20 protein-coding genes are annotated in these 21,790 nt (G+C 72.4%); 18 read left to right on the top strand and 2 right to left on the bottom strand.

Annotation, left to right across the window (positions count from 1 at the left end):
• Window positions 1–33 precede the first annotated feature (33 nt).
• The 4 genes from efp (at window position 34) to ABTZ03_RS12405 (ending at window position 3,126) form a co-directional block, all read left to right on the top strand.
• Window positions 34–597, top strand: coding sequence for an elongation factor P (efp, locus tag ABTZ03_RS12420; RefSeq protein ID WP_350512872.1), 564 nt, complete (start codon window positions 34–36; stop codon window positions 595–597).
• Window positions 598–601: 4 nt separating this feature from the next.
• Window positions 602–1,039 (top strand): transcription antitermination factor NusB, encoded by a 438-nt coding sequence (gene nusB / locus ABTZ03_RS12415; protein WP_030290257.1) that lies wholly within the window; start codon window positions 602–604, stop codon window positions 1,037–1,039.
• 137 nt (window positions 1,040–1,176) lie between these two features.
• The gene (locus ABTZ03_RS12410; protein WP_350512871.1) at window positions 1,177–2,004 is read left to right on the top strand and encodes a thioesterase family protein; all 828 of its coding nucleotides are present in this window, start codon (window positions 1,177–1,179) and stop codon (window positions 2,002–2,004) included.
• A gap of 141 nt (window positions 2,005–2,145) precedes the next feature.
• Window positions 2,146–3,126 (top strand): DUF8829 domain-containing protein, encoded by a 981-nt coding sequence (locus ABTZ03_RS12405; RefSeq protein ID WP_350512870.1) that lies wholly within the window; start codon window positions 2,146–2,148, stop codon window positions 3,124–3,126.
• Between the two features lie 127 nt (window positions 3,127–3,253).
• On the opposite strand, the gene bldD is transcribed toward ABTZ03_RS12405, so the two are convergent.
• Window positions 3,254–3,757, bottom strand: a complete 504-nt coding sequence (gene bldD / locus ABTZ03_RS12400) for a transcriptional regulator BldD (RefSeq protein WP_030240641.1) — start codon at window positions 3,755–3,757, stop codon at window positions 3,254–3,256.
• Window positions 3,758–4,089: 332 nt separating this feature from the next.
• Between bldD and pyrR the strand changes: the two genes are divergently transcribed.
• The 14 genes from pyrR (at window position 4,090) to ABTZ03_RS12330 (ending at window position 20,802) form a co-directional block, all read left to right on the top strand.
• On the top strand, window positions 4,090–4,713 hold the full coding sequence (pyrR, locus tag ABTZ03_RS12395) for a bifunctional pyr operon transcriptional regulator/uracil phosphoribosyltransferase PyrR (RefSeq protein WP_350512869.1): 624 nt from the start codon (window positions 4,090–4,092) through the stop codon (window positions 4,711–4,713).
• A gap of 5 nt (window positions 4,714–4,718) precedes the next feature.
• Window positions 4,719–5,696 (top strand): aspartate carbamoyltransferase catalytic subunit, encoded by a 978-nt coding sequence (locus tag ABTZ03_RS12390; RefSeq protein WP_350512868.1) that lies wholly within the window; start codon window positions 4,719–4,721, stop codon window positions 5,694–5,696.
• Window positions 5,693–6,997, top strand: a complete 1,305-nt coding sequence (locus ABTZ03_RS12385; RefSeq protein WP_350512867.1) for a dihydroorotase — start codon at window positions 5,693–5,695, stop codon at window positions 6,995–6,997. Before ABTZ03_RS12390 ends, ABTZ03_RS12385 begins: the two co-directional genes overlap by 4 nt.
• The gene (locus ABTZ03_RS12380; protein ID WP_350512866.1) at window positions 6,997–7,566 is read left to right on the top strand and encodes a PH-like domain-containing protein; all 570 of its coding nucleotides are present in this window, start codon (window positions 6,997–6,999) and stop codon (window positions 7,564–7,566) included. Before ABTZ03_RS12385 ends, ABTZ03_RS12380 begins: the two co-directional genes overlap by 1 nt.
• On the top strand, window positions 7,563–8,720 hold the full coding sequence (gene carA, locus ABTZ03_RS12375) for a glutamine-hydrolyzing carbamoyl-phosphate synthase small subunit (protein WP_350512865.1): 1,158 nt from the start codon (window positions 7,563–7,565) through the stop codon (window positions 8,718–8,720). The genes ABTZ03_RS12380 and carA overlap by 4 nt, the downstream gene beginning before the upstream one ends.
• Window positions 8,713–12,021 (top strand): carbamoyl-phosphate synthase large subunit, encoded by a 3,309-nt coding sequence (carB, locus tag ABTZ03_RS12370; protein WP_350512864.1) that lies wholly within the window; start codon window positions 8,713–8,715, stop codon window positions 12,019–12,021. Before carA ends, carB begins: the two co-directional genes overlap by 8 nt.
• 88 nt (window positions 12,022–12,109) lie before the next feature.
• Complete coding sequence (locus ABTZ03_RS12365; protein WP_350512863.1) at window positions 12,110–13,261, top strand: quinone-dependent dihydroorotate dehydrogenase; 1,152 nt, start codon at window positions 12,110–12,112, stop codon at window positions 13,259–13,261.
• Window positions 13,262–13,290: 29 nt separating this feature from the next.
• Window positions 13,291–14,124, top strand: a complete 834-nt coding sequence (pyrF, locus tag ABTZ03_RS12360) for an orotidine-5'-phosphate decarboxylase (protein WP_350513007.1) — start codon at window positions 13,291–13,293, stop codon at window positions 14,122–14,124.
• A 449-nt stretch (window positions 14,125–14,573) separates the two neighbouring features.
• Window positions 14,574–14,900 (top strand): integration host factor, actinobacterial type, encoded by a 327-nt coding sequence (gene mihF, locus ABTZ03_RS12355; protein ID WP_350512862.1) that lies wholly within the window; start codon window positions 14,574–14,576, stop codon window positions 14,898–14,900.
• 49 nt (window positions 14,901–14,949) lie between these two features.
• Window positions 14,950–15,507, top strand: coding sequence for a guanylate kinase (gmk, locus tag ABTZ03_RS12350; protein WP_350512861.1), 558 nt, complete (start codon window positions 14,950–14,952; stop codon window positions 15,505–15,507).
• A gap of 37 nt (window positions 15,508–15,544) precedes the next feature.
• The gene (gene rpoZ, locus ABTZ03_RS12345; RefSeq protein ID WP_188297240.1) at window positions 15,545–15,814 is read left to right on the top strand and encodes a DNA-directed RNA polymerase subunit omega; all 270 of its coding nucleotides are present in this window, start codon (window positions 15,545–15,547) and stop codon (window positions 15,812–15,814) included.
• A gap of 212 nt (window positions 15,815–16,026) precedes the next feature.
• Window positions 16,027–17,244, top strand: coding sequence for a bifunctional phosphopantothenoylcysteine decarboxylase/phosphopantothenate--cysteine ligase CoaBC (coaBC, locus tag ABTZ03_RS12340; protein WP_350512860.1), 1,218 nt, complete (start codon window positions 16,027–16,029; stop codon window positions 17,242–17,244).
• 150 nt (window positions 17,245–17,394) lie between these two features.
• Window positions 17,395–18,618, top strand: a complete 1,224-nt coding sequence (metK, locus tag ABTZ03_RS12335; protein WP_350512859.1) for a methionine adenosyltransferase — start codon at window positions 17,395–17,397, stop codon at window positions 18,616–18,618.
• A gap of 99 nt (window positions 18,619–18,717) precedes the next feature.
• Window positions 18,718–20,802 (top strand): primosomal protein N', encoded by a 2,085-nt coding sequence (locus tag ABTZ03_RS12330; protein ID WP_350512858.1) that lies wholly within the window; start codon window positions 18,718–18,720, stop codon window positions 20,800–20,802.
• Window positions 20,803–20,922: 120 nt separating this feature from the next.
• On the opposite strand, the gene ABTZ03_RS12325 is transcribed toward ABTZ03_RS12330, so the two are convergent.
• Window positions 20,923–21,549 (bottom strand): hypothetical protein, encoded by a 627-nt coding sequence (locus ABTZ03_RS12325; protein ID WP_350512857.1) that lies wholly within the window; start codon window positions 21,547–21,549, stop codon window positions 20,923–20,925.
• Window positions 21,550–21,790 lie beyond the last annotated feature (241 nt).

The raw sequence follows: 21,790 nt of genomic DNA, 5'->3' as shown, positions 1-21,790 counted from the left end.
CCTTGACAGCTATATCCAGGAGTAAGTGCGCCCGTGGCTTCCACGAACGATCTCAAGAACGGCATGGTCCTCAAGCTGGAGGGCGGCAAGCTCTGGTCCGTCGTCGAGTTCCAGCACGTCAAGCCCGGCAAGGGCCCGGCCTTCGTGCGTACGAAGCTCAAGGAGGTCCTGACGGGCAAGGTCGTCGACAAGACCTTCAACGCCGGCACCAAGGTCGAGACCGCCAACGTCGACAAGCGCGGCATGCAGTTCTCGTACAAGGACGGCGAGAACTTCGTGTTCATGGACATGGACACCTACGACCAGCTCACCATCGAGCCGGCCGTGGTCGGTGACGCCGCCAACTACCTGCTGGAGGGCTTCGAGGCCCTGGTCGCCACCAACGAGGGCGCCGTCCTCTACATCGAGCTCCCGACCTCGGTCGAGCTGCTGATCTCGCACACCGAGCCGGGCGTCCAGGGCGACCGCTCCACCGGTGGCACCAAGCCGGCCACCCTGGAGACCGGTGCCGAGATCCAGGTCCCGCTCTTCGTCGTCACTGGCGAGAAGGTCAAGGTCGACACCCGCGACGGCAGCTACCTCGGCCGGGTGAAGTAAGTCCGTGTCGGCCGCACGTAGCAAGGCCCGTACCAGGGCCTTCCAGATCCTCTTCGAGGCCGACCACCGCGGGGTCGACCCGCAGCAGGTCCTCGCCGACTGGGTGGCCCGCGCTCGCGAGCCGAAGCCCGACGAGGGCACCCCGCAGGTCGGTGAGTACACCATGGAGCTGATCGAGGGGTACGTCCAGCACGCCCGTCGCATCGACGACCTGATCGAGCAGTACGCGGTGGGTTGGACCCTCGACCGGATGCCGATCGTGGACCGCAACGTCCTGCGGCTCGGTGCGTACGAGCTGATCTGGGAGGACGGCGTCCCGGACGCGGTCGTCCTGGACGAGGCCGTCGAGATCGCCAAGGAGTTCTCCACGGACGACTCCCCGGCCTTCGTCAACGGCATGCTCGCCCGCTTCCTGGAGCTGAAGCCGAGCATCCGCCGGTAACGGTCGTGCCCCGCGAACGGCCGTCGGATCCGATCTCTTCCGGATCCGACGGCCGTTCCGCGTTTCGTCCGGCAGGCGTAGGGTGGGGGCCTACTCGTCAGTAACTTCCTTTGTGACGTGAAGGGCAGGCCATCCCCATGACCACCGCGACCCGCAGCGAGTTCGACCAGGGCATCGCCCTGACCAGACACCCCGACGAGGCCGGCCGCTACGACGCCGAGCTCGGCGCCGGCTGGCAGATCGGCGGCGGCGTCAACGGCGGGCTGCTGCTCGCCGTGGCCGGGCACGCGCTGTCGCTGGAGCACGAGCAGCACCCGGACCCGGTGTCGATCAGCGGTTACTACCTGTCCGCCTCCACCCCCGGCCCGGCCACCGTCCGCACCGAGGTGCTGCGCGCCGGCCGCGGCCTGTCCACCGGCACCGCCTCGCTCAGCCAGGACGGCGTCGAACGGCTGCGCGTGGTGGCCAGCCACGGCGACCTGGCCGCCGCCGACGGCGAGGTGCGCACCAGCGCCACCCCGCCGCAGCTGCCCCCGCCGGACCAGTGCATCGGCGTCGAGCACGCGCCCAAGCAGCTGATCGAGCAGGCCGCCCTGCTGGAGCGCTTCGACCTGCGGCTCGACCCGGCCACCGTCGGCTGGGCGCTCGGGCAGCCCTCCGGCCAGGGCCGGATCCAGGGCTGGTTCCGGCTGCGGGACGGCCGCGAGCCCGACCCGCTGCTGCTCCTGCTGGTCGCCGACGCGCTGCCGCCGGTCACCTTCGACCTCGGCATGCCCGGCTGGGCCCCGACCGTCGAGCTGACCGTCCACCTGCGCGCCAAGCCGGCCCCGGGCTGGCTTCGGGTCGTCCACGCGACCCGCAACCTGGCCGGCGGCTACTTCGAGGAGGACGCCGAGATCTGGGACGAGGCCGGCCGTCTGGTCGCCCAGTCCCGGCAGCTCGCCCGGGTGCCGCGGGCCGACTGAGGCGACTATTACCGGTGGTTACATTCCTGTGACACGCCGTACGTGTGTGGCGCGCGGAACTGGGGAGTAACACGGTCAGCGGCGAGCTCCGCCGCTGACCGTCACCGCTCGACGGCCGCCCGCCGACGCCAGGAGCCTCCGATGACCAGCCGCAAGGGCCGTGCCCGCCGCAACTCCGACTGCACCGCGGGCGGTCTGCGCCCCGCGCTGCGGGCACCCCACCGGCAGCGGCGGGCGGAGGGGGCCGAGCAGGCCTTCGTCATCGGGGTGCTCACCGGCGCCGCGGACTTCGCGCGGGCCCGCGCCCACGGGGTCTGCGACGCCCCCGACTACGAGCACTACCTGGCCGACACCGCCGAGCTGCTGGCCGACGCGCTGGAGCGGTTCGAGACCGTCCGGGCCCGGATGTTCCACCCGCAGGACTTCGAGGAGTTCTGCCTGCTGCACGGCCTGGACCCGGCCGAGCCGGCCGCCCGCGACCGCTACCTGGTCAACCCGCCGCTGCAGACCCAGCTGCTGGCCTACCAGGGCGAGGAGCTGGCCGGGGACTTCCTGCCCCGGCTGGTCCGGGCCCGGGAGAACGGGTTGACGCTCTGCCACGCCGACCTGCTGCTCGACGGCGGCCTCTACGGCGGCGGACTGTACGGTGGCGGGCCGGACGGCGGCGGAGCGGACGGCGGCGCGGCGCCGGAGGAGACGGACGAGGAGCACGCCCGCTGGGTGCGCGCCGCCTACCAGCGGGGGAGCGAGGTGTTCCGCCGGATGCTGGTCGGCGCGGGCGCCGGGGTGTACGAGCTGCGGCTGCAGGTCGACGCGCCGGGCGGGAAGCTGACCGCGGCGGCCCGGGTGCTCCAGTGGGAGGACGGCGTGGTGCGGATCAACGACGAGGACCTGGAGCTGGTCTGCGCGGTGCTCTGCGCGGGGCTGGCGCTGGAGCTGCCCGCGGTCGCGGTGCTGCACGGTTCGCAGGGCTCGCACGGCTCGGCGGCGGCCGACGAGCACTTCCGGCCGGCCGCCTGGGCCTGGTCGAGCGGCGGGCCGGACTGGGCGCCGGCCGCCCGCCCGGTGCGACTGGACGGCGTCTCGGCCCAGCCGGGCTACAGCCTCGGGACGGTCTGCTGAGCGGACCGCCCCGGAAGCGCCGCGGCGCGGCCCTGGAACCCCGGGGTCGCGCCGTGACGTTTCTGCTTGGTATTGCTGGCCGGTATTGCTCGGCGCAGGTAGGCCTACCGATCGCTGGCGGCGAGCGTCAGCCCGCGTCCTCCTCGCGCACCGCGCGGCGGGCGTCGGGGTTGAGCACGCCCCACGAGATCAGCTGCTCGGTGAGGATCGACGGCGACTGGTCGTAGATGACGGCCAGCGTGCGCAGGTCGTCCTGGCGGATCGACAGCACCTTGCCGTTGTAGTCGCCGCGCTGGCTCTGGATGGTCGCCGCGTAGCGCTGCAGCGGTCCGGCCTTCTCGGACGGGACCTGGGTCAGTCTTTCCAGGTCGAGGACCAGGCGGGGCGGCGGCTCGGCCGCGCCGCCGGGGGTGCCGCCGGGCAGCAGTTCCTGCACCGGCACGCCGTAGAACTCGGCGAGCTCGGCCAGCCGCTGCACGGTGACCGCACGGTCGCCGCGCTCGTACGAGCCGACGACGACTGCCTTCCAGCGCCCCTGGGACTTCTCCTCGACACCGTGCAGGGAGAGCCCCTGCTGAGTGCGGATCGCTCGGAGCTTGCCTCCGAGCTGCTTCGCGTAGTCGCTGGACATTGATCTCCCCGGACGAGATTGCTTCGCGTTCAGTGGTGGGTCACGGGCGACTGCCGACGCCGTTACCGGTGGGTTCGACGCCTGTCTCGTAACTCACTGTGAGGTTACGTAGAGTAAGGTAGTTGCGTCAAGCCGAATGGGGCAGTCGTGCGAATAGCCCGCATCCTCGGCGCGTCCGGTGCGTGAACCCGGTGAAGCGGAATGATGGAGGTCCGTTTGCCGTCCGGCGCGCTGATAGGATGACCCGAAGCCCACGCCCGGTCGGCGGGGGCTGATTCCCAGACATCCTTTAAGGCCCGTCCAGTGAGGCGGGGAAGGAGGTCCGCTTCGGCATGACCACACACCACGAACCGACGCCGCGCGCACCGCACCAGGTGCTGGACGGCACGGACATCGCCCGGGTCGTCACCCGGATAGCGCACGAGATCGTCGAGCGCGCCAAGGGCGCGGAGGACGTCGTGCTGCTCGGCATCCACACCAGGGGCGTCCACCTCGCCCGCCGCCTGCACGGCCGGCTGGCCCAGATCACCGGGCGCGAGATCCCGCTGGGCACCCTGGACATCACCATGTACCGGGACGACCTGCGGCTGAAGCCCGCCCGGGCGCTGGAGCACACCGAGATCCCGCCCGGCGGGATCGACGGCAAGCTGGTCATCCTGGTCGACGACGTGCTGTTCTCCGGTCGCACCATCCGGGCCGCGCTCGACGCGCTGAGCGACATCGGCCGCCCGCGCGCCGTGCAGCTCGCCGTCCTGGTCGACCGCGGCCACCGTGAGCTGCCGATCCGGGCCGACTACGTGGGCAAGAACCTCCCCACCTCGCTGCGCGAGGCCGTGCAGGTCCGCCTGGCCGACACCGACGGCGTGGACGCCGTCCTGGTCGGCGACCGCGACTACACCGCCCGCAGCTCGCAGGCCCTGGCCCCCCAGCCCACCGAACCGCACCTCCCGGAGTAGCCCGCGTGAAGCGCCACCTCGTCTCCGCCGCCGATCTCAGCCGCGACGACGCGCTGCTGATCCTGGACACCGCCGAGGAGCTGGCCCAGCTCTCCGGCCGGGCCGTCAAGAAACTGCCCACGCTGCGCGGCCGCACCGTCGTCAACCTCTTCTTCGAGGACTCCACCCGGACCAAGACCTCCTTCGAGGCCGCCGAGAAGCGACTGTCCGCGGACGTCATCAACTTCTCCGCCAAGGGCTCGTCCGTCTCCAAGGGCGAGAGCCTCAAGGACACCGCGCTGACCCTCCAGGCGATGGGGGCCGACGCGGTCGTCATCCGCCACCACGCCTCGGGCGCGCCGGCCCGGCTGGCCCAGTCCGACTGGCTGCACGGCAGCGTGATCAACGCCGGTGACGGCACCCACGAGCACCCCACCCAGGCGCTGCTCGACGCCTTCACCATGCGCCGCCACCTCAACGCCGGCCTCGGGAACGACCTGGCGGGCCGCCGGGTCACCATCGTCGGCGACATCCTGCACAGCCGGGTCGCCCGCTCCAACGTGCACCTGCTGACCACGCTCGGTGCCCAGGTGACCTTCGTCGCCCCGCCGACCCTGGTCCCGATCGGGATCGAGAACTGGCCCTGCGAGGTCAGCTACAGCCTGGACGCCGTGCTGCCCAAGACCGACGCGCTGATGATGCTGCGGGTGCAGCGCGAGCGGATGAACGCCGCGTTCTTCCCGACCGAGCGCGAGTACAGCCGCCGCTACGGCATGAACGGCCTCCGGATGGCCCAGCTGCCCGAGCACGCCATCGTGATGCACCCCGGCCCGATGGTCCGCGGCATGGAGATCACCGCCGAGGTCGCCGACTCGCCGCGCTGCACCGTGGTCGAGCAGGTCGCCAACGGCGTCTCGATCCGGATGGCCGTCCTTTACCTGCTGCTCGGCGGCGCCACCCTGGCCGACGCCCCCCGCACCGACTCCGTGGAGACCTCCCAGTGACCAGCTACCTGATCCGCAACGCCAAGATCCTGGGCGGCGCCCCGCAGGACCTCCACCTCGCCGACGGCGTGATCAAGGAGATCGGCACCGGCCTGGCCGTCGAGGCCGACATCGAGATCGACGCCACCGGCATGATCGTGCTGCCCGGCCTGGTCGACCTGCACACCCACCTGCGCGAGCCCGGCCGCGAGGACGCCGAGACCGTCCTCACCGGCACCCAGGCCGCCGCGATGGGCGGCTTCACCGCCGTGCACGCGATGGCCAACACCACCCCGGTGGCCGACACCGCCGGTGTGGTCGAGCAGGTCTGGCGGCTCGGCCAGGAGGCCGGCTACTGCGACGTGCAGCCGGTCGGCGCCGTCACCGTCGGCCTGGAGGGCAAGAAGCTCGCCGAGCTCGGCGCGATGCACGAGTCCGCGGCCGGCGTCCGGGTCTTCTCCGACGACGGCAAATGCGTGGACGACGCGGTGCTGATGCGCCGCGCCCTGGAGTACGTCAAGGCCTTCGACGGCGTCGTGGCCCAGCACGCCCAGGAGCCGCGGCTGACCGAGGGCGCCCAGATGAACGAGGGCCAGGTCTCCGGCGAGCTCGGGCTGGGCGGCTGGCCGGCCGTCGCCGAGGAGTCGATCATCGCCCGCGACGTGCTGCTCGCCGCGCACGTCGGCTCCCGGCTGCACGTCTGCCACCTCTCCACGGCCGGCTCGGTGGAGATCGTCCGCTGGGCCAAGTCCAAGGGCTGGGACGTCACCGCCGAGGTCACCCCGCACCACCTGCTGCTCACCGACGAGCTGGTCCGCTCCTACGACCCGGTGTACAAGGTGAACCCGCCGCTGCGCACCGCCGAGGACGTCCAGGCGCTGCGCAAGGCGCTCGCCGACGGCACCATCGACGCCGTCGCCACCGACCACGCGCCGCACCCGGCCGAGGACAAGGACTGCGAGTGGGCCGTCGCCGCGATGGGCATGGTCGGCCTGGAGACCGCGCTGTCGGTCGTGCAGCAGACCATGGTCGACACCGGCCTGCTGAACTGGGAGGGCGTCGCGGACCGGATGTCGCGCCGCCCGGCCCGGATCGGCCGTCTCACCGGGCACGGCCGGCCGGTCTCGGCTGGTGAGCCCGCCAACCTGGTGCTCTTCGATCCCGCGTACCGTGGTGCCGTGAACCCCGAGAGCTTCGCCACCCGCAGCCGCAACACGCCCTACAAGGGCATGGACCTGCCCGGACGGGTGCACGCCACCTTCCTGCGCGGTCGCGCCACGGTACTGGCCGGAGAGCTGGCCGAGCAGGGCGGCCAGGAGTGATGGACCACGCCACGCTCGCCAAGGAGCAGGCGAGGGTCACGGACTGGCCGGGCTACATCGGCTGGTCGATCGGCCTGCTGATCGTCATCGGCCTGATCTACTGGCTGATGCGCCAGGGCTGGAACTGGCGGCGCACCCTGCAGTCCGGGATCCCGCCGCTGCCCGCCGTGCCGGCCCGCGCCGGCCGGACCATCCTGGAGACCAGCGGCCGGTACCACGGCACCACCACCGCCGGGAACTGGCTCGACCGGGTCGTCGCGCACGGCCTGGGCACCCGCAGCCGGGCCGACCTCACCCTCGGCGAGGACGGCCTGCTGGTGCAGCGCCCCGGCGACGTGGACTTCTGGATCCCGGCCGAGCACCTGACCGGTGCCCGGACCGACTCCGGGATCGCCGGCAAGGTCGTCCCCTCCGGACTGCTGGTGGTCGGCTGGGCCCACGAGGGCGCCGAGCTGGACTCCGGCTTCCGGGCCGACCACCCCGACGAGCACGCCGCCTGGGTCGAGGCGATCAACGAGCTCGCCACACGTACTACGAAGACGAAGAAGACGGAAGAGGCCGCGCAATGACCGCACCTGCCCCCACCACGCAGCGCCAACGGCGGGAACGCGTCCCCGCCGTGCTCGTCCTGGAGGACGGCCGGACCTTCCGCGGCCAGGCCTACGGCGCGACCGGCGAGACCTTCGGCGAGGCGGTCTTCAACACCGGCATGTCCGGCTACCAGGAGACCCTGACCGACCCGTCGTACCACCGCCAGGTGGTCGTGATGACCGCCCCGCAGATCGGCAACACCGGCTGGAACGACGAGGACGACGAGTCCAAGCAGATCTGGGTCGCCGGCTACGTCGTGCGCGACCCCGCCCGGGTGGCGTCCAACTGGCGCTCCCGCCGCTCGCTGGACGAGGAGCTCGACCGCCAGGGCGTCGTCGGCATCAGCGGCATCGACACCCGCGCGCTGACCCGCCACCTGCGCGAGCGCGGCGCGATGCGCTGCGGCATCTTCTCCGGCGAGGCGCTGGCCGACCCGGCCGCGCTGCTCGCCCGGGTGCAGCAGTCGCCCGAGATGAAGGGCGCCGACCTGTGCGCCGAGGTGGCCACCACCGAGGCGTACGTCGTCCCCGCGATCGGTGAGAAGAAGTTCACCGTCGCCGCGCTGGACCTCGGCATCAAGGCGATGACCCCGCAGCGGATGGCCGAGCGCGGCATCGAGGTGCACGTGCTGCCGGCCGACTCCACCCTGGAGGACGTCTACGCCGTCAACCCGGACGGCGTGTTCTTCTCCAACGGCCCGGGCGACCCGGCCACCGCCGACCACCAGGTCGCCGTCGCGCAGGGCGTGCTGGAGCGGAAGACCCCGTTCTTCGGGATCTGCTTCGGCAACCAGATCCTCGGCCGCGCGCTGGGCTTCGGCACCTACAAGCTCAAGTACGGCCACCGCGGCATCAACCAGCCGGTGCAGGACCGCACCACCGGCAAGGTCGAGGTGACCGCCCACAACCACGGCTTCGCCGTGAACGCGCCGCTGGACAAGGTGAGCGACACCCCCTACGGGCGGGTCCAGGTCTCCCACGTCTGCCTCAACGACGACGTGGTCGAGGGCCTGCAGGCGCTCGACGTCCCCGCCTTCAGCGTGCAGTACCACCCCGAAGCGGCCGCCGGCCCGCACGACGCCGCCTACCTGTTCGACCGCTTCGTGAAGCTCATGGAGGGCCAGCGTGCCTAAGCGCACTGACATCAAGTCCGTCCTGGTGATCGGCTCCGGCCCGATCGTCATCGGCCAGGCCGCCGAGTTCGACTACTCGGGCACCCAGGCCTGCCGCGTCCTCAAGGCCGAGGGCCTGCGGGTCGTGCTGGTCAACTCCAACCCGGCCACGATCATGACCGACCCGGAGATCGCCGACGCCACCTACGTCGAGCCGATCACCCCGGAGTTCGTCGAGAAGATCATCGCCAAGGAGCGCCCCGACGCGCTGCTGCCGACCCTGGGCGGCCAGACCGCGCTGAACACCGCGATCTCGCTGCACGCGGCGGGCACGCTGGAGAAGTACGGCGTCGAGCTGATCGGCGCCGACGTGGTGGCGATCAACAAGGGCGAGGACCGCGAGCTCTTCAAGGGCGTCGTCGAGGCCGTCAAGGCCAAGATCGGCTACGGCGAGTCCGCCCGCTCGGTCATCTGCCACTCCATGGACGACGTGCTGGCCGGCGTCGACACGCTCGGCGGCTACCCGGTCGTGGTGCGCCCCTCCTTCACCATGGGCGGCGCCGGCTCCGGCTTCGCCCACAACGAGGAGGACCTGCGCCGGATCGCCGGCCAGGGCCTGGCCCTCTCGCCGACCACCGAGGTGCTCCTGGAGGAGTCCATCCTCGGCTGGAAGGAGTACGAGCTGGAGCTGATGCGCGACAAGAACGACAACGTCGTGGTCGTCTGCTCCATCGAGAACTTCGACCCGATGGGCGTGCACACCGGTGACTCGATCACCGTCGCCCCGGCGATGACCCTCACCGACCGCGAGTACCAGATCCTGCGCGACATCGGCATCGCCGTGATCCGCGAGGTCGGCGTCGACACCGGCGGCTGCAACATCCAGTTCGCCGTCAACCCCGACGACGGCCGGGTCATCGTGATCGAGATGAACCCGCGCGTCTCCCGCTCCTCGGCCCTCGCCTCCAAGGCCACCGGCTTCCCGATCGCCAAGATCGCCGCCAAGCTGGCCGTCGGCTACACCCTGGACGAGATCCCCAACGACATCACCGAGCAGACCCCGGCCTCCTTCGAGCCGACCCTCGACTACGTCGTGGTCAAGGTGCCGCGGTTCGCGTTCGAGAAGTTCCCGAGCGCCGACGCCACCCTCACCACCACCATGAAGTCGGTCGGCGAGGCCATGGCCATGGGCCGCAACTTCCCCGAGGCGCTGCAGAAGGCGCTGCGCTCGCTGGAGAAGAAGGGCTCCCAGTTCAGCTGGACCGGCCCCCTCGGCGACAAGGCGGAGCTGCTGACCAAGGCGGTCGTGCCGACCGACGGCCGGATCAACACCGTGATGGACGCCGTCCGGGCCGGTGCCACCCCGGAGGAGGTGTTCGAGGCCACCAAGATCGACCCGTGGTTCGTCGACCAGCTCTTCCTGCTGGACGAGATCGCCGGCGAGCTGGCCGAGGCCGCCGAGCTCACCCCCGAGCTGCTGCGCCACGCCAAGCGGCACGGCTTCTCCGACCAGCAGATCGGCGAGATCCGCGGCCTGAAGCCGGACGTGGTCCGCGAGGTGCGGCACGCGCTCGGCATCCGCCCGGTGTACAAGACCGTCGACACCTGCGCCGCCGAGTTCGCCGCCAAGACCCCGTACTTCTACTCCTCGTACGACGAGGAGAGCGAGGTCGCCCCGCGCACCAAGCCGGCCGTGATCATCCTCGGCTCGGGCCCGAACCGGATCGGCCAGGGCATCGAGTTCGACTACTCCTGCGTGCACGCCTCCTTCGCGCTCGCCGAGGCCGGGTACGAGACCGTGATGGTCAACTGCAACCCGGAGACCGTCTCCACCGACTACGACACCTCCGACCGGCTCTACTTCGAGCCGCTCACCCTGGAGGACGTGCTGGAGATCGTCCACGCCGAGCAGCAGGCCGGCCCGCTGGCCGGTGTGATCGTCCAGCTCGGCGGCCAGACCCCGCTGGGCCTGGCCCAGGCGCTCAAGGACAACGGCGTGCCGATCGTCGGCACCCAGCCCGAGGCGATCGACCTCGCCGAGGAACGCGGCGCCTTCGGCCGGGTGCTGCGCGACGCCGGACTGCCCGCGCCCAAGCACGGCACCGCCTTCTCCTTCGCGGAGGCCAAGGCGATCGCCGACGAGATCGGCTACCCCGTGCTGGCCCGCCCGTCCTACGTGCTCGGCGGCCGCGGCATGGAGATCGTCTACGACGAGGCCTCGCTCGCCTCCTACCTGGAGCGGCACGCCGGTCTGATCTCCGAGCACCCGGTGCTGATCGACCGCTTCCTGGACGACGCGGTGGAGATCGACGTCGACGCGCTCTACGACGGCACCGAGCTCTACCTCGGCGGCGTCATGGAGCACATCGAGGAGGCCGGCATCCACTCCGGCGACTCCGCCTGCGCGCTGCCCCCGATCACCCTCGGCGGCTACGACATCAAGCGCCTGCGCACCTCCACCGAGGCCATCGCGCGCGGTGTCGGCGTCCGCGGCCTGATCAACATCCAGTTCGCGCTGGCCGGGGACATCCTCTACGTGCTGGAGGCCAACCCGCGCGCCTCCCGCACCGTCCCGTTCACCTCCAAGGCGACCGCGGTGCCGCTGGCCAAGGCCGCCGCCCGGATCTCGCTCGGCGCCACCATCGCCGAGCTGCGCGCCGAGGGCCTGCTGCCGGCCGAGGGCGACGGCGGCACGCTGCCCGCCGACGCGCCGATCGCGGTCAAGGAGGCCGTGATGCCGTGGAGCCGCTTCCGCGACATCCACGGCCGCGGCGTGGACACCGTGCTCGGCCCCGAGATGCGCTCCACCGGCGAGGTCATGGGCATCGACCGGGTCTTCGGCACCGCGTACGCCAAGGCCCAGTCCGGTGCGTACGGCGCGCTGCCGACCAAGGGCAAGGTCTTCGTCTCGGTCGCCAACCGGGACAAGCGCAACCTGGTCTTCCCGGCCCGGGCGCTGGTCGGCCTCGGCTTCGAGGTGCTCGCCACCGCCGGCACCGCCGAGGTGCTGCACCGCGGCGGCATCCCGTCCACGCTGGTGCGCAAGCACAGCGAGGGCGAGGGCCCGAACGGCGAGCGGACCATCGTCCAGCTGATCCACGACGGCGAGGTCGACCTGATCATCAACACGCCGTACGGCACCGGCGGGCGCCTCGACGGCTACGAGATCCGCACCGCCGCGGTCTCCCGCGGGGTGCCGTGCCTCACCACCGTCCAGGCGATGGGGGCCGCGGTCCAGGGCATGGACGCGCTGCTGCGTGACGAGGTCGGAGTGATGTCGCTCCAGGAGCACGCCGCGCTGATCAACGCCGGCCGCAAGTAGCACCACCGCAGTGGGGGGCACCGGAGCCAGTCGGGTGCCCCCCACTTCCATGACCAAGTACGGTCATCGATCCGGGAGTTGACCCCCCTTGTACAAGTTCCTGTTCGACCTCGTGTTCAAGAAGATGGACCCGGAGAAGGCCCACCACCTCGCCTTCTTCTGGATCCGGCTCGCCTCCTCCGTGCCCGGCCTGCGCACCCTGGTGCGGCTGGTGCTCGCACCGCGCGACCGGGCGCTGCGCACCCGGGCCCTCGGCCTGGACCTGCCCGGCCCGTTCGGGCTCGCGGCCGGCTTCGACAAGAACGGCGTCGGCATCGACGGCCTGGCGATGCTCGGCTTCGACTACGTCGAGATCGGCACCATCACCGGCGAGCCCCAGCCCGGCAACCCGGCGCCCCGGCTGTTCCGGCTGGTCGAGGACCGCGCGCTGATCAACCGGATGGGCTTCAACAACCAGGGCTCGGCCCGGGTCGCCGCCCGGCTGGCCGCCCGCCCGCACACCAGCTCCACCCCGGTGATCGGCGTCAACATCGGCAAGACCAAGGTGGTCGAGGAGGCCGACGCGGTCGCCGACTACGTCAAGTCGACCGAGCGGCTGGCCAAGTACGCCGACTACCTGGTGGTCAACGTCAGCTCGCCGAACACCCCCGGGCTGCGCAACCTCCAGGCCGTCGACCACCTGCGCCCGCTGCTCGCCGCGGTGCGCGAGGCCGCCGACCGCACCACCGCGCACCACGTGCCGCTGCTGGTCAAGATCGCCCCCGACCTGGCCGACGAGGACGTCGACGCGGTCGCCGACCTCGCCCTGGAGCTCGGCCTGGACGGCATCATCGCCACCAACACCACGATCGGCCGGGAGGGCCTGCGGGCCGACCCGAAGCGGGTCGAGGAGATCGGCATGGGCGGCCTGTCCGGCGCCCCGCTGAAGGCCCGCGCCCTGGAGGTGCTGCAGCGGCTGCGCGCCCGCACCGGCGGCCGGCTGACCCTGGTCTCGGTCGGCGGCGTGGAGACCGCCGAGGACGCCTGGCAGCGGATCATCCACGGCGCCGACCTGGTGCAGGGCTACAGCGCCTTCATCTACGAGGGGCCGTTCTGGTGCCGCCGGGTCCACAAGGGCCTGTCCGCCCGGATCCGCGCCGCGGGCTTCCGCGACCTGGCGGCGGCCGTCGGCAGCGCCGTGCGCGACGCGAGTGACGTGCGCGACGTGAGCGCCGTGCGCGACCCCAAGAACGCCTCCTGAACCCCCGTACGACCTTCGGAATGGACGACATGACCCTCGCCCCGTTCGGCGCCCGGCTGCGCCAGGCCCTCGACACCCGCGGCCAGCTCTGCGTCGGGATCGACCCGCACGCCTCCCTGCTCTCCGCCTGGGGGCTCGGCGACGACCTCGCCGGGCTGGAGACCTTCAGCCGCACCGTGGTGGAGGCGCTGGCCGACCGGGTGGCCGTGCTCAAGCCGCAGGCCGCCTTCTTCGAGCGCTTCGGCAGCAAGGGCGTCGCGGTGCTGGAGAGGAGCGTCGAGGAGGCCCGGGCGGCCGGCGCGCTGGTGCTGATGGACGCCAAGCGCGGCGACATCGGCTCCACCATGGCCGCCTACGCGGAGGCCTTCCTGTCGCCCGGCAGCCCGCTGTTCTCGGACGCCGTCACGGTCAGCCCGTACCTGGGCTTCGGCTCGCTGCGCCCGGCCCTGGATCTGGCCCGTGAGCAGGGCTGCGGGGTGTTCGCGCTGGCCCTCACCTCCAACCCGGAGGGCGCCGAGGTGCAGCGCGCGGTCGGGGTGGACGGCGAGCCGGTCGCGGCCTCGGTGCTGCGGCAGCTGGCGGCGGAGAACGCGGTCGCCGCGCCGCTGGGCTCCTTCGGCGCGGTGGTCGGCGCGACGCTGGCCGACGCCGGCGTGGACCTGGCCATCAACGGCCCGCTGCTGGCCCCCGGGATCGGCGCCCAGGGCGCGACCATGGCGGACCTGCCGCGGGTGTTCGGCGCCTCGGTGCTGAACGTGGTGCCGAGCGTCAGCCGGGACGTGCTCAAGCACGGGCCGTCGGTGCCGGCGCTGCGGGCGGCGGCGGAGCGCTTCGTCGGCGAGTTCGCGGACGCCGTCAAGTAACCGGGGGCGTCGCCGGAGGGCGGCGCGGGTGTCCGCCGGGTAGCGGAGGGGAACCTCTCACATGACCCGGCGGACGCCGTCAAGTAGCGGAGCGGGCCCGGCCGGTAGCCGTCCGGTGACCGTGCGCAGTGTCCGCAGGACGGCGGGGCGGCGCCGGAGTCGACGTGAGCGCCGTCACATCGAGCCCGTCAAAGTTTCGCAATCACGGTCATTTTGCCCTGGAAAGTCCTGGTCGGCCCTGGCTGACCAGGACTTTTCGTGTTCTTTTCCTGACGCGGCGCCGCAATCCGGGTAGTGTCCGGCGATAGGTCATCGGCGAGCCGCGAAACCCGTAGCTCCCGCAGGTCAGGGCCCTGTGGTTCCCCATTGGGCTCCCCTTGCGGACGGTGTGCCCGGTACCAAACCAGTCATAGCTCAATCCCTTCCTTCCACACCCTGAGGTGAACGGCGTGGCTCTTCCGCCCCTTACCCCTGAACAGCGCACCGCCGCGCTCGCCAAGGCCGCCGAGGCTCGCCGGGAGCGCGCCGAGGTCAAGAACCGGCTCAAGCACTCCGGTGCCTCCCTGCACGATGTGATCAAGGCCGGCAAGAACGACAACGACGTCATCGGCAAGATGAAGGTGTCCGCCCTGCTGGAGTCCCTTCCGGGCGTCGGCAAGGTTCGTGCCAAGCAGATCATGGAGCGCCTCGGCATCAGCGAGAGCCGCCGTGTCCGCGGTCTCGGAACGAACCAGATCGCTTCCCTGGAGCGGGAGTTCGGCGGTGGCGCCGCCTGACCGTGCCCCCGTGGTCCCGGGATCGTCCGCGATCCGGGATAATCGGTGCATGAGTGAGCGTCCGCGGCTGACCGTGCTCTCCGGCCCCTCGGGGGTCGGCAAGAGCACGGTCGTCGCTCATATGAGGAAGATGTACCCCGAGGTCTGGCTCTCGGTGTCGGCCACCACCCGGCACCCGAGGCCCGGCGAGAAGAACGGGGTCCAGTACCACTTCGTCGACAACGACGAGTTCGACAAGCTGATCGCCAACGGTGAGCTGCTGGAGTGGGCCGAGTTCGCCGGGAACCGCTACGGGACCCCGCGTGCGGCGGTCCTGGAGAAGCTGGAGCGCGGCGAGCCCGTCCTGCTGGAGATCGATCTGCAGGGTGCCCGCCAGGTGCGCGAGTCGATGCCGGAGGCCCAGCTGGTCTTCCTGGCTCCGCCGAGCTGGGAGGAGCTGGTCCGCCGGCTCACCGGCCGGGGCACCGAGTCGCAGGAGGTGATCGACCGGCGGCTGGAGGCGGCCAAGGTCGAGCTCGCGGCCGAGGCCGAGTTCGACTCGACCCTTGTCAACACCTCCGTCGAGCAGGTAGCGGCCGAACTGCTAGCCTTGCTCGGTGTAGCCTGACCTGTCAGTCTTTTCCACCCTTTCGGAAGGTTTTCGCGTGTCCTCTTCCATGACCGCGCCCGAGGGCATCATCAACCCGCCGATCGACGAGCTGCTTGAGGCCACCGACTCGAAGTACAGCCTCGTGATCTACGCCGCCAAGCGCGCGCGCCAGATCAACGCGTACTACTCCCAGCTCGGCGAGGGCCTGCTGGAGTACGTCGGCCCGCTGGTCGACACCCACGTGCACGAGAAGCCGCTGTCGATCGCGCTGCGCGAGATCAACGCGGGCATGCTGACCGCCGAGGCGGTCGAGGGCGCCGCCTGAGGCAGCCCCGCACTTTTTCCCGGAGGGCCGGGCGGAAACACTCCGCCGGGCCCTCCGGCGTTTTTGTTGCGGTCGCCGGGCCCTCCGGCGTTTCCGGTGTGCGGGATCCGGTGCGGGCCGGGCCAGGGTGTGGGCCGGGCCACGGTGTGGGGGGTGGCCGAGGGGTCGTAGGGTGGGCGGGTTCCGGATCGGAAGAAAGGTCGTGTCTGACTGTGGACGCTCCCCGCGTGGCTCTGGGTGTCAGCGGCGGGATCGCCGCCTACAAGGCGTGCGAGCTGCTGCGCCGGTTCACCGAGTCCGGCCACCAGGTCACCGTGGTGCCCACCGCGGCGGCGCTGCACTTCGTCGGCGAGGCCACCTGGGCCGCGCTCTCCGGCCGTCCGGCCGCCACCGAGACCTGGGAGCGCGTGCACGAGGTGCCGCACGTGCGGATCGGGCAGCAGGCCGACCTGGTGGTGGTCGCCCCCGCCACCGCCGACCTGATCGCCAAGGCCGCCCACGGGCTGGCCGACGACCTGCTGACCAACACCCTGCTCACCGCCCGCTGCCCGGTCGTCCTGGCGCCCGCGATGCACACCGAGATGTGGGAGCACCCGGCCACCCGGGAGAACGTCGCCACCCTGCGCCGGCGCGGTGTGATCGTGCTGGAGCCGGCCGTCGGGCGGCTCACCGGCAAGGACACCGGCAAGGGGCGGCTGCCCGAGCCCGGCGCGATCTTCGAGGCCTGCCGGGCCGTGCTGCGCCGCGGCGGGTCGGTGCCGACCGACCTGGCCGGGCGGCACGTGGTGGTCTCGGCCGGCGGCACCCGGGAGCCGCTGGACCCGGTGCGCTTCCTCGGCAACCGCTCCTCCGGCAAGCAGGGCTACGCGCTGGCGGTGACCGCCGCGGCGCGCGGGGCGCGGGTGACCCTGGTCTCGGCCAATGCCGAGCTGCCCGACCCGGCCGGGGTGGACGTGGTGCACGTCTCGACCGCGCTGGAGCTGCGCGAGGCGGCGCTGAAGGCGGCCGCGGACGCGGACGCCGTGGTGATGGCTGCGGCGGTGGCCGACTTCCGGCCCGCCGAGTACGCGACCGGCAAGATCAAGAAGGTCGAGGGGGTCGAGCCGGCGCCGGTCGCGCTGGTCCGCAACCCCGACGTGCTGGCCGAGCTGTCGGCCCACCGGCCCCGTTCGGGTCAACTGGTGGTGGGTTTCGCGGCGGAGACCGACGACGTGCTCGCCAACGGCCGCGCCAAGCTCGCCCGCAAGGGCTGCGACCTGTTGGTCGTCAACGAGGTGGGCGACGGCAAGGCTTTCGGGCAGGACGTCAACGAGGCCGTGGTGCTGGGCGCGGACGGCAGTGAGACCCCCGTACCGGTGGGGCCCAAGGAGGCGCTCGCGGACGTGGTGTGGGATCTGGTCGCAAAGCGGCTGGAACCGGGTCGGAACTGATCGAGCCCCGCTCAAGAACGGTCTTGATTTCCGGAAGCGGTGGACGTTCGACGGAACCAGCCGGTTAGACTCCAGGAATCAAGTCTTTCCGGATGTCCCCGGTTCGCCGGGGGCCTTCAGTCAGCAGCCGCTGCAACCCCAGGGAGCGCTGTGTCTCGCCGCCTGTTCACCTCGGAGTCCGTGACCGAGGGACACCCCGACAAGATCGCTGACCAGATCAGCGACACCATCCTTGACGCTCTCCTCCGTGAGGACCCGACCTCCCGGGTCGCCGTGGAGACGCTCATCACCACCGGCCAGGTGCACGTGGCCGGCGAGGTGACGACCAAGGCGTACGCCCCGATCGCCCAGCTCGTCCGGGACAAGATCCTGGAGATCGGCTACGACAGCTCCAAGAAGGGCTTCGACGGCGCCTCCTGCGGCGTGTCGGTGTCCATCGGTGCCCAGTCGCCCGACATCGCGCAGGGTGTCGACACCGCGTACGAGGCCCGCGTCGAGGGTGCCACCCAGGGGGACGACGCTGACGACCTGGACAAGCAGGGTGCCGGCGACCAGGGCCTGATGTTCGGCTACGCGTCGGACGAGACGCCCGAGCTGATGCCGCTGCCGATCACCCTGGCGCACCGCCTCTCCCGCCGCCTCACCGAGGTCCGCAAGAACGGGACCATCCCGTACCTGCGCCCCGACGGCAAGACCCAGGTCACCATCGAGTACGACGGCGACAAGGCCGTCCGCCTCGACACCGTGGTCGTCTCCACCCAGCACGCCTCGGACATCGACCTGGAGTCGCTGCTCACCCCGGACATCCGCGAGTTCGTCGTGGAGCCGGAGCTGAAGGCGCTGGCCGACCAGGGCATCAAGCTGACCACCGAGGGCTACCGCCTGCTGGTCAACCCGACCGGCCGCTTCGAGATCGGCGGCCCGATGGGCGACGCCGGCCTCACCGGCCGCAAGATCATCATCGACACCTACGGCGGCATGGCCCGCCACGGTGGCGGCGCCTTCTCCGGCAAGGACCCGTCCAAGGTGGACCGCTCGGCCGCGTACGCGATGCGCTGGGTGGCGAAGAACATCGTCGCCGCCGGCCTCGCCCGCCGCGCCGAGGTCCAGGTCGCGTACGCGATCGGCAAGGCCGAGCCGGTCGGCCTGTTCGTGGAGACCTTCGGCACCGAGACCGTCCCGGTCCTGGACATCCAGAAGGCCGTCTCCGAGGTGTTCGACCTGCGCCCGGCCGCGATCATCCGCGACCTGGACCTGCTGCGGCCGATCTACTCGCAGACCGCCGCGTACGGCCACTTCGGCCGTGAGCTGCCGGACTTCACCTGGGAGCGCACCGACCGGGTCGAGCAGCTCAAGGCCGCCGTGCAGGCCTGACCTCCCGGCGTTCTTCGAAGCGGCGTCCGCCCCCGTTCGGGGCGGGCGCCGCTCCGCTGTGTGCGCGGTGTCGGTGTGACCTGGTAGTACTTGGGAGCGATGAGCAGCACAGGGGAGAACGGGGCCGCCGAGCCGGAGCAGCTGGCGTTCATCCGGGAGACGGTCAAGCGGGCCAAGCCACGGACCTGGAAGGGCGCCAAGCGGGCCGAGCACCTGCCGGTGGCCCGGGTGGTGGTGGACAAGGGCGTGCTCACCATCGACAAGCTCTTCGACTACGAGGTGCCGGCCGCCATGGCCGAGGAGGCCCAGCCGGGCGTCCGGGTCCGGGTGCGCTTCGGCGCGCGGGTGGTCAGGGGCCAGCGCGAGGGCGGGGAACTGCACGACGGGTTCATCGTCGCCCGGCTGGAGAAGAGCGACTTCGCCGGACCGCTCGCCCCGCTCGCCCAGGTGCTCTCACCCGAACCGGTGCTCACCCCGCAGCTGCTGCGGCTGTGCCGCACCGTCGCCGACCGCTACGCCGGCACCCTGGCCGACGTGCTGCAGCTGGCCGTACCGCCTCGGCACGCCAAGGCCGAGGCCGAGCCCTCGCCGCCGCCGCTGCCCCGGCCGCCGGCGCCCGCCCCGGGCGGCTGGCAGCGCTACCCCGCCGGACCGGACTTCCTCGCCGCGCTGGCCGGCGGCGGTTCGCCGCGCGCGGTGTGGGCGGCGCTGCCGGGGCCCGGCTGGCCGTACGAGATCGCCCGGGCGGTCGCCGCGACGCTGGCCGGCGGGCGCGGCGCGCTGGTCGTGCTGCCGGACCGGCGGTCGGTGGCCCGGGTGGACCGGGCGCTGACCGAACTGCTCGGACCCGGCCTCCACTCCGCCCTGGAGGCCGAGCTCGGCCCGCGCGAACGCTACCGGCGCTGGCTCGCGGTCAGCCGCGGCTCGGTGCACGTCGCGATCGGGACCAGGGCCACCATGTTCGCGCCGGTGCGCGACCTCGGCTTGGTCGTGGTCTGGTCCGACGGCGACGGCAGCCACAGCGATCCGCGCGCCCCGCACCCGCACGTGCGCGAGGTGGCGCTGCTGCGCGCCGCCGAGGAGGGCGCCGCCGTCCTGCTCGGCGGGCACGCCGTGACGGTGGAGGGCGCCCAGCTGGTCAGCACCGGTTGGGCCCGGCCGCTGGTCGCCGACCGGGAGACGGTGCGGCAGGTCGCGCCGCGGGTGCGCACCGTCACCGACCAGGACCAGCACCGGGACGCCGCCGCCCAGGCCGCCCGGCTGCCCTCGGTGGCCTGGGAGGCCGCCCGGGAGGCGCTGGCGGCCGGGCACCCGGTGCTCATCCAGGTGCCCCGGCGCGGCTACGTGCCCCGGCTGGCCTGTGGGCGCTGCCGGACACCCGCCCGCTGCCGGCGCTGCGAAGGGCCGCTGGAGGCGCCCTCGGCGGACGCCGCGCTGTCCTGCAGCTGGTGCGGGGAGGCCGAGAACGACTGGCACTGCCCCGAGTGCGGCTCCTTCCGGCTGCGGGCCCAGGTGGTCGGCGCCCGGCGCACGGCGGAGGAACTGGGCAAGGCCTTCCCGCGGATCCCGGTGCGGACCTCGGGGCGGGACGCGGTGCTGGACACCGTCCCCGACGAGCCCTCGCTGGTGATCTCCACGCCCGGGGCGGAGCCGGTGGTCGAGGGCGGGGCCGGCTACGGGGCGGTGCTGCTGCTGGACGGCTGGGCGCTGCTGAGCCGGCCCGACCTGCGGGCCGGGGAGGAGACGCTGCGGCTCTGGCTGGCGGCGGCCGCGCTCGCCCGGCCCTCGACGGAGGGCGGGACGGTCGTGGTGGTGGCCGAGCCCTCGGCCCGGCCGGTGCAGGCGCTGGTGCGCTGGGACCCGCTCGGGCACGCCGGGCTGGAACGGGACGAACGGGCGCAGCTGCACTTCCCGCCGGTGTCGCGGATGGCCGCGGTGAGCGGGAGCCCGGCGGCCGTCGCCGATCTGCTGAACCTGGTCCGGCTGCCGGAGGGCGCGGACGTGCTGGGGCCGGTGCCGGTGCCCGCGCTGCGCGGGGAGGAGCAGGAGCGGGCGCTGCTGCGGGTGGCGCCGGGGCAGGGGGCCGCGCTGGCGGCGGCGCTCAAGGCGGCGCAGATCGCGCGGATCGCGCTGCGGACGGCGGAGCCGGTGCGGGTGCGGGTGGATCCGACGGACATCGGGTAGGGCGTCGCGGGGTGGCCGTGCTGGGAGCCGGCCGTGCTGGGTGACCGTGCTGGGGGGCCGTACTGGGGCGGGGTGAGTGGGCCACCCCGCCCCGGGATGGCCCGGTCCGTGCGGGGGTGGTCAGCCGCGGAGGGGGATGCCGGTCTGCGGGCGCTCGACCGGGGTGCGGTCGCGGTCGATGCCCGGGCGGTCGATGCCGGTGCGGTCGATGCCGGAGCGGTCCAGGGGGGTGCGGTCGAGGGAGTTGCGCTCCAGGCTGGAGCGGTCCAGGCCGCCCTGGCGGGCCGCGGGGACGGTGGCGGCCAGGCCGCCGCGTTCGGTCGGGGCGGGCAGGTCCTCGGAGCGGTCCGGGCGGGCGGGGCCCGGGACGGCGCTGCTGGCGGCGAGGAGTTCGCTGGTCGGGCGGCGCATGCCGTAACGGCGGTGCACCGCCTGCTTGGTGACCCCGAGGGCGGAGCCCACCGAGTCCCAGGAGAACCCGAGCGCCCGGTCGAACTCGACCGCCGCCGCCACCAGGGTCTCCACGCTCTCCCGCAGCTCCTGCGCCAGGCGCACGGTCGGCGCGGGCGCGCGTCCGTACACCACGAAGCCGGCCGAGGTGCTCGGACGGCGCGGTCGGTAGACGTTGCCCAGTTGGGCGGTGAGCGTCCGCAGCGCGTCGACCTGGCGCCTCACCCGCTCGATGTCCCGCACCAGCAGGTGCAGGCTCGCCCGCGCCCGGGCGTCGTGGTTGATCTGCTCGGCCATGGCCTACGTGCCACCTTCCGTACGGTTCAGCTCGGCCGGGGCGCGGTGTCCCGTGCGCCCGGCCCCGGTCAATCTCTCTTGACCAACGCGGGAGCGGGGGCCGGGGTAACGCGGCTCGGCAGAGTCGGGATATGCCAACGGCCGACGCGGGCGTCCGGGGGCGGCCCGGTGGAGCGTGCGGTGGCGGTCCGGCGGAGCGTGCGGGACGGCCCGGCGGGATGCGTGGGCGGGTTGCATAGAC

Source organism: Kitasatospora sp. NPDC096077 (assembly GCF_040303245.1).
Lineage (GTDB): Bacteria > Actinomycetota > Actinomycetes > Streptomycetales > Streptomycetaceae > Kitasatospora.
Note: the sequence above shows the minus strand (reverse complement) of the source record. Positions and strands in the feature narration are given on the sequence as shown.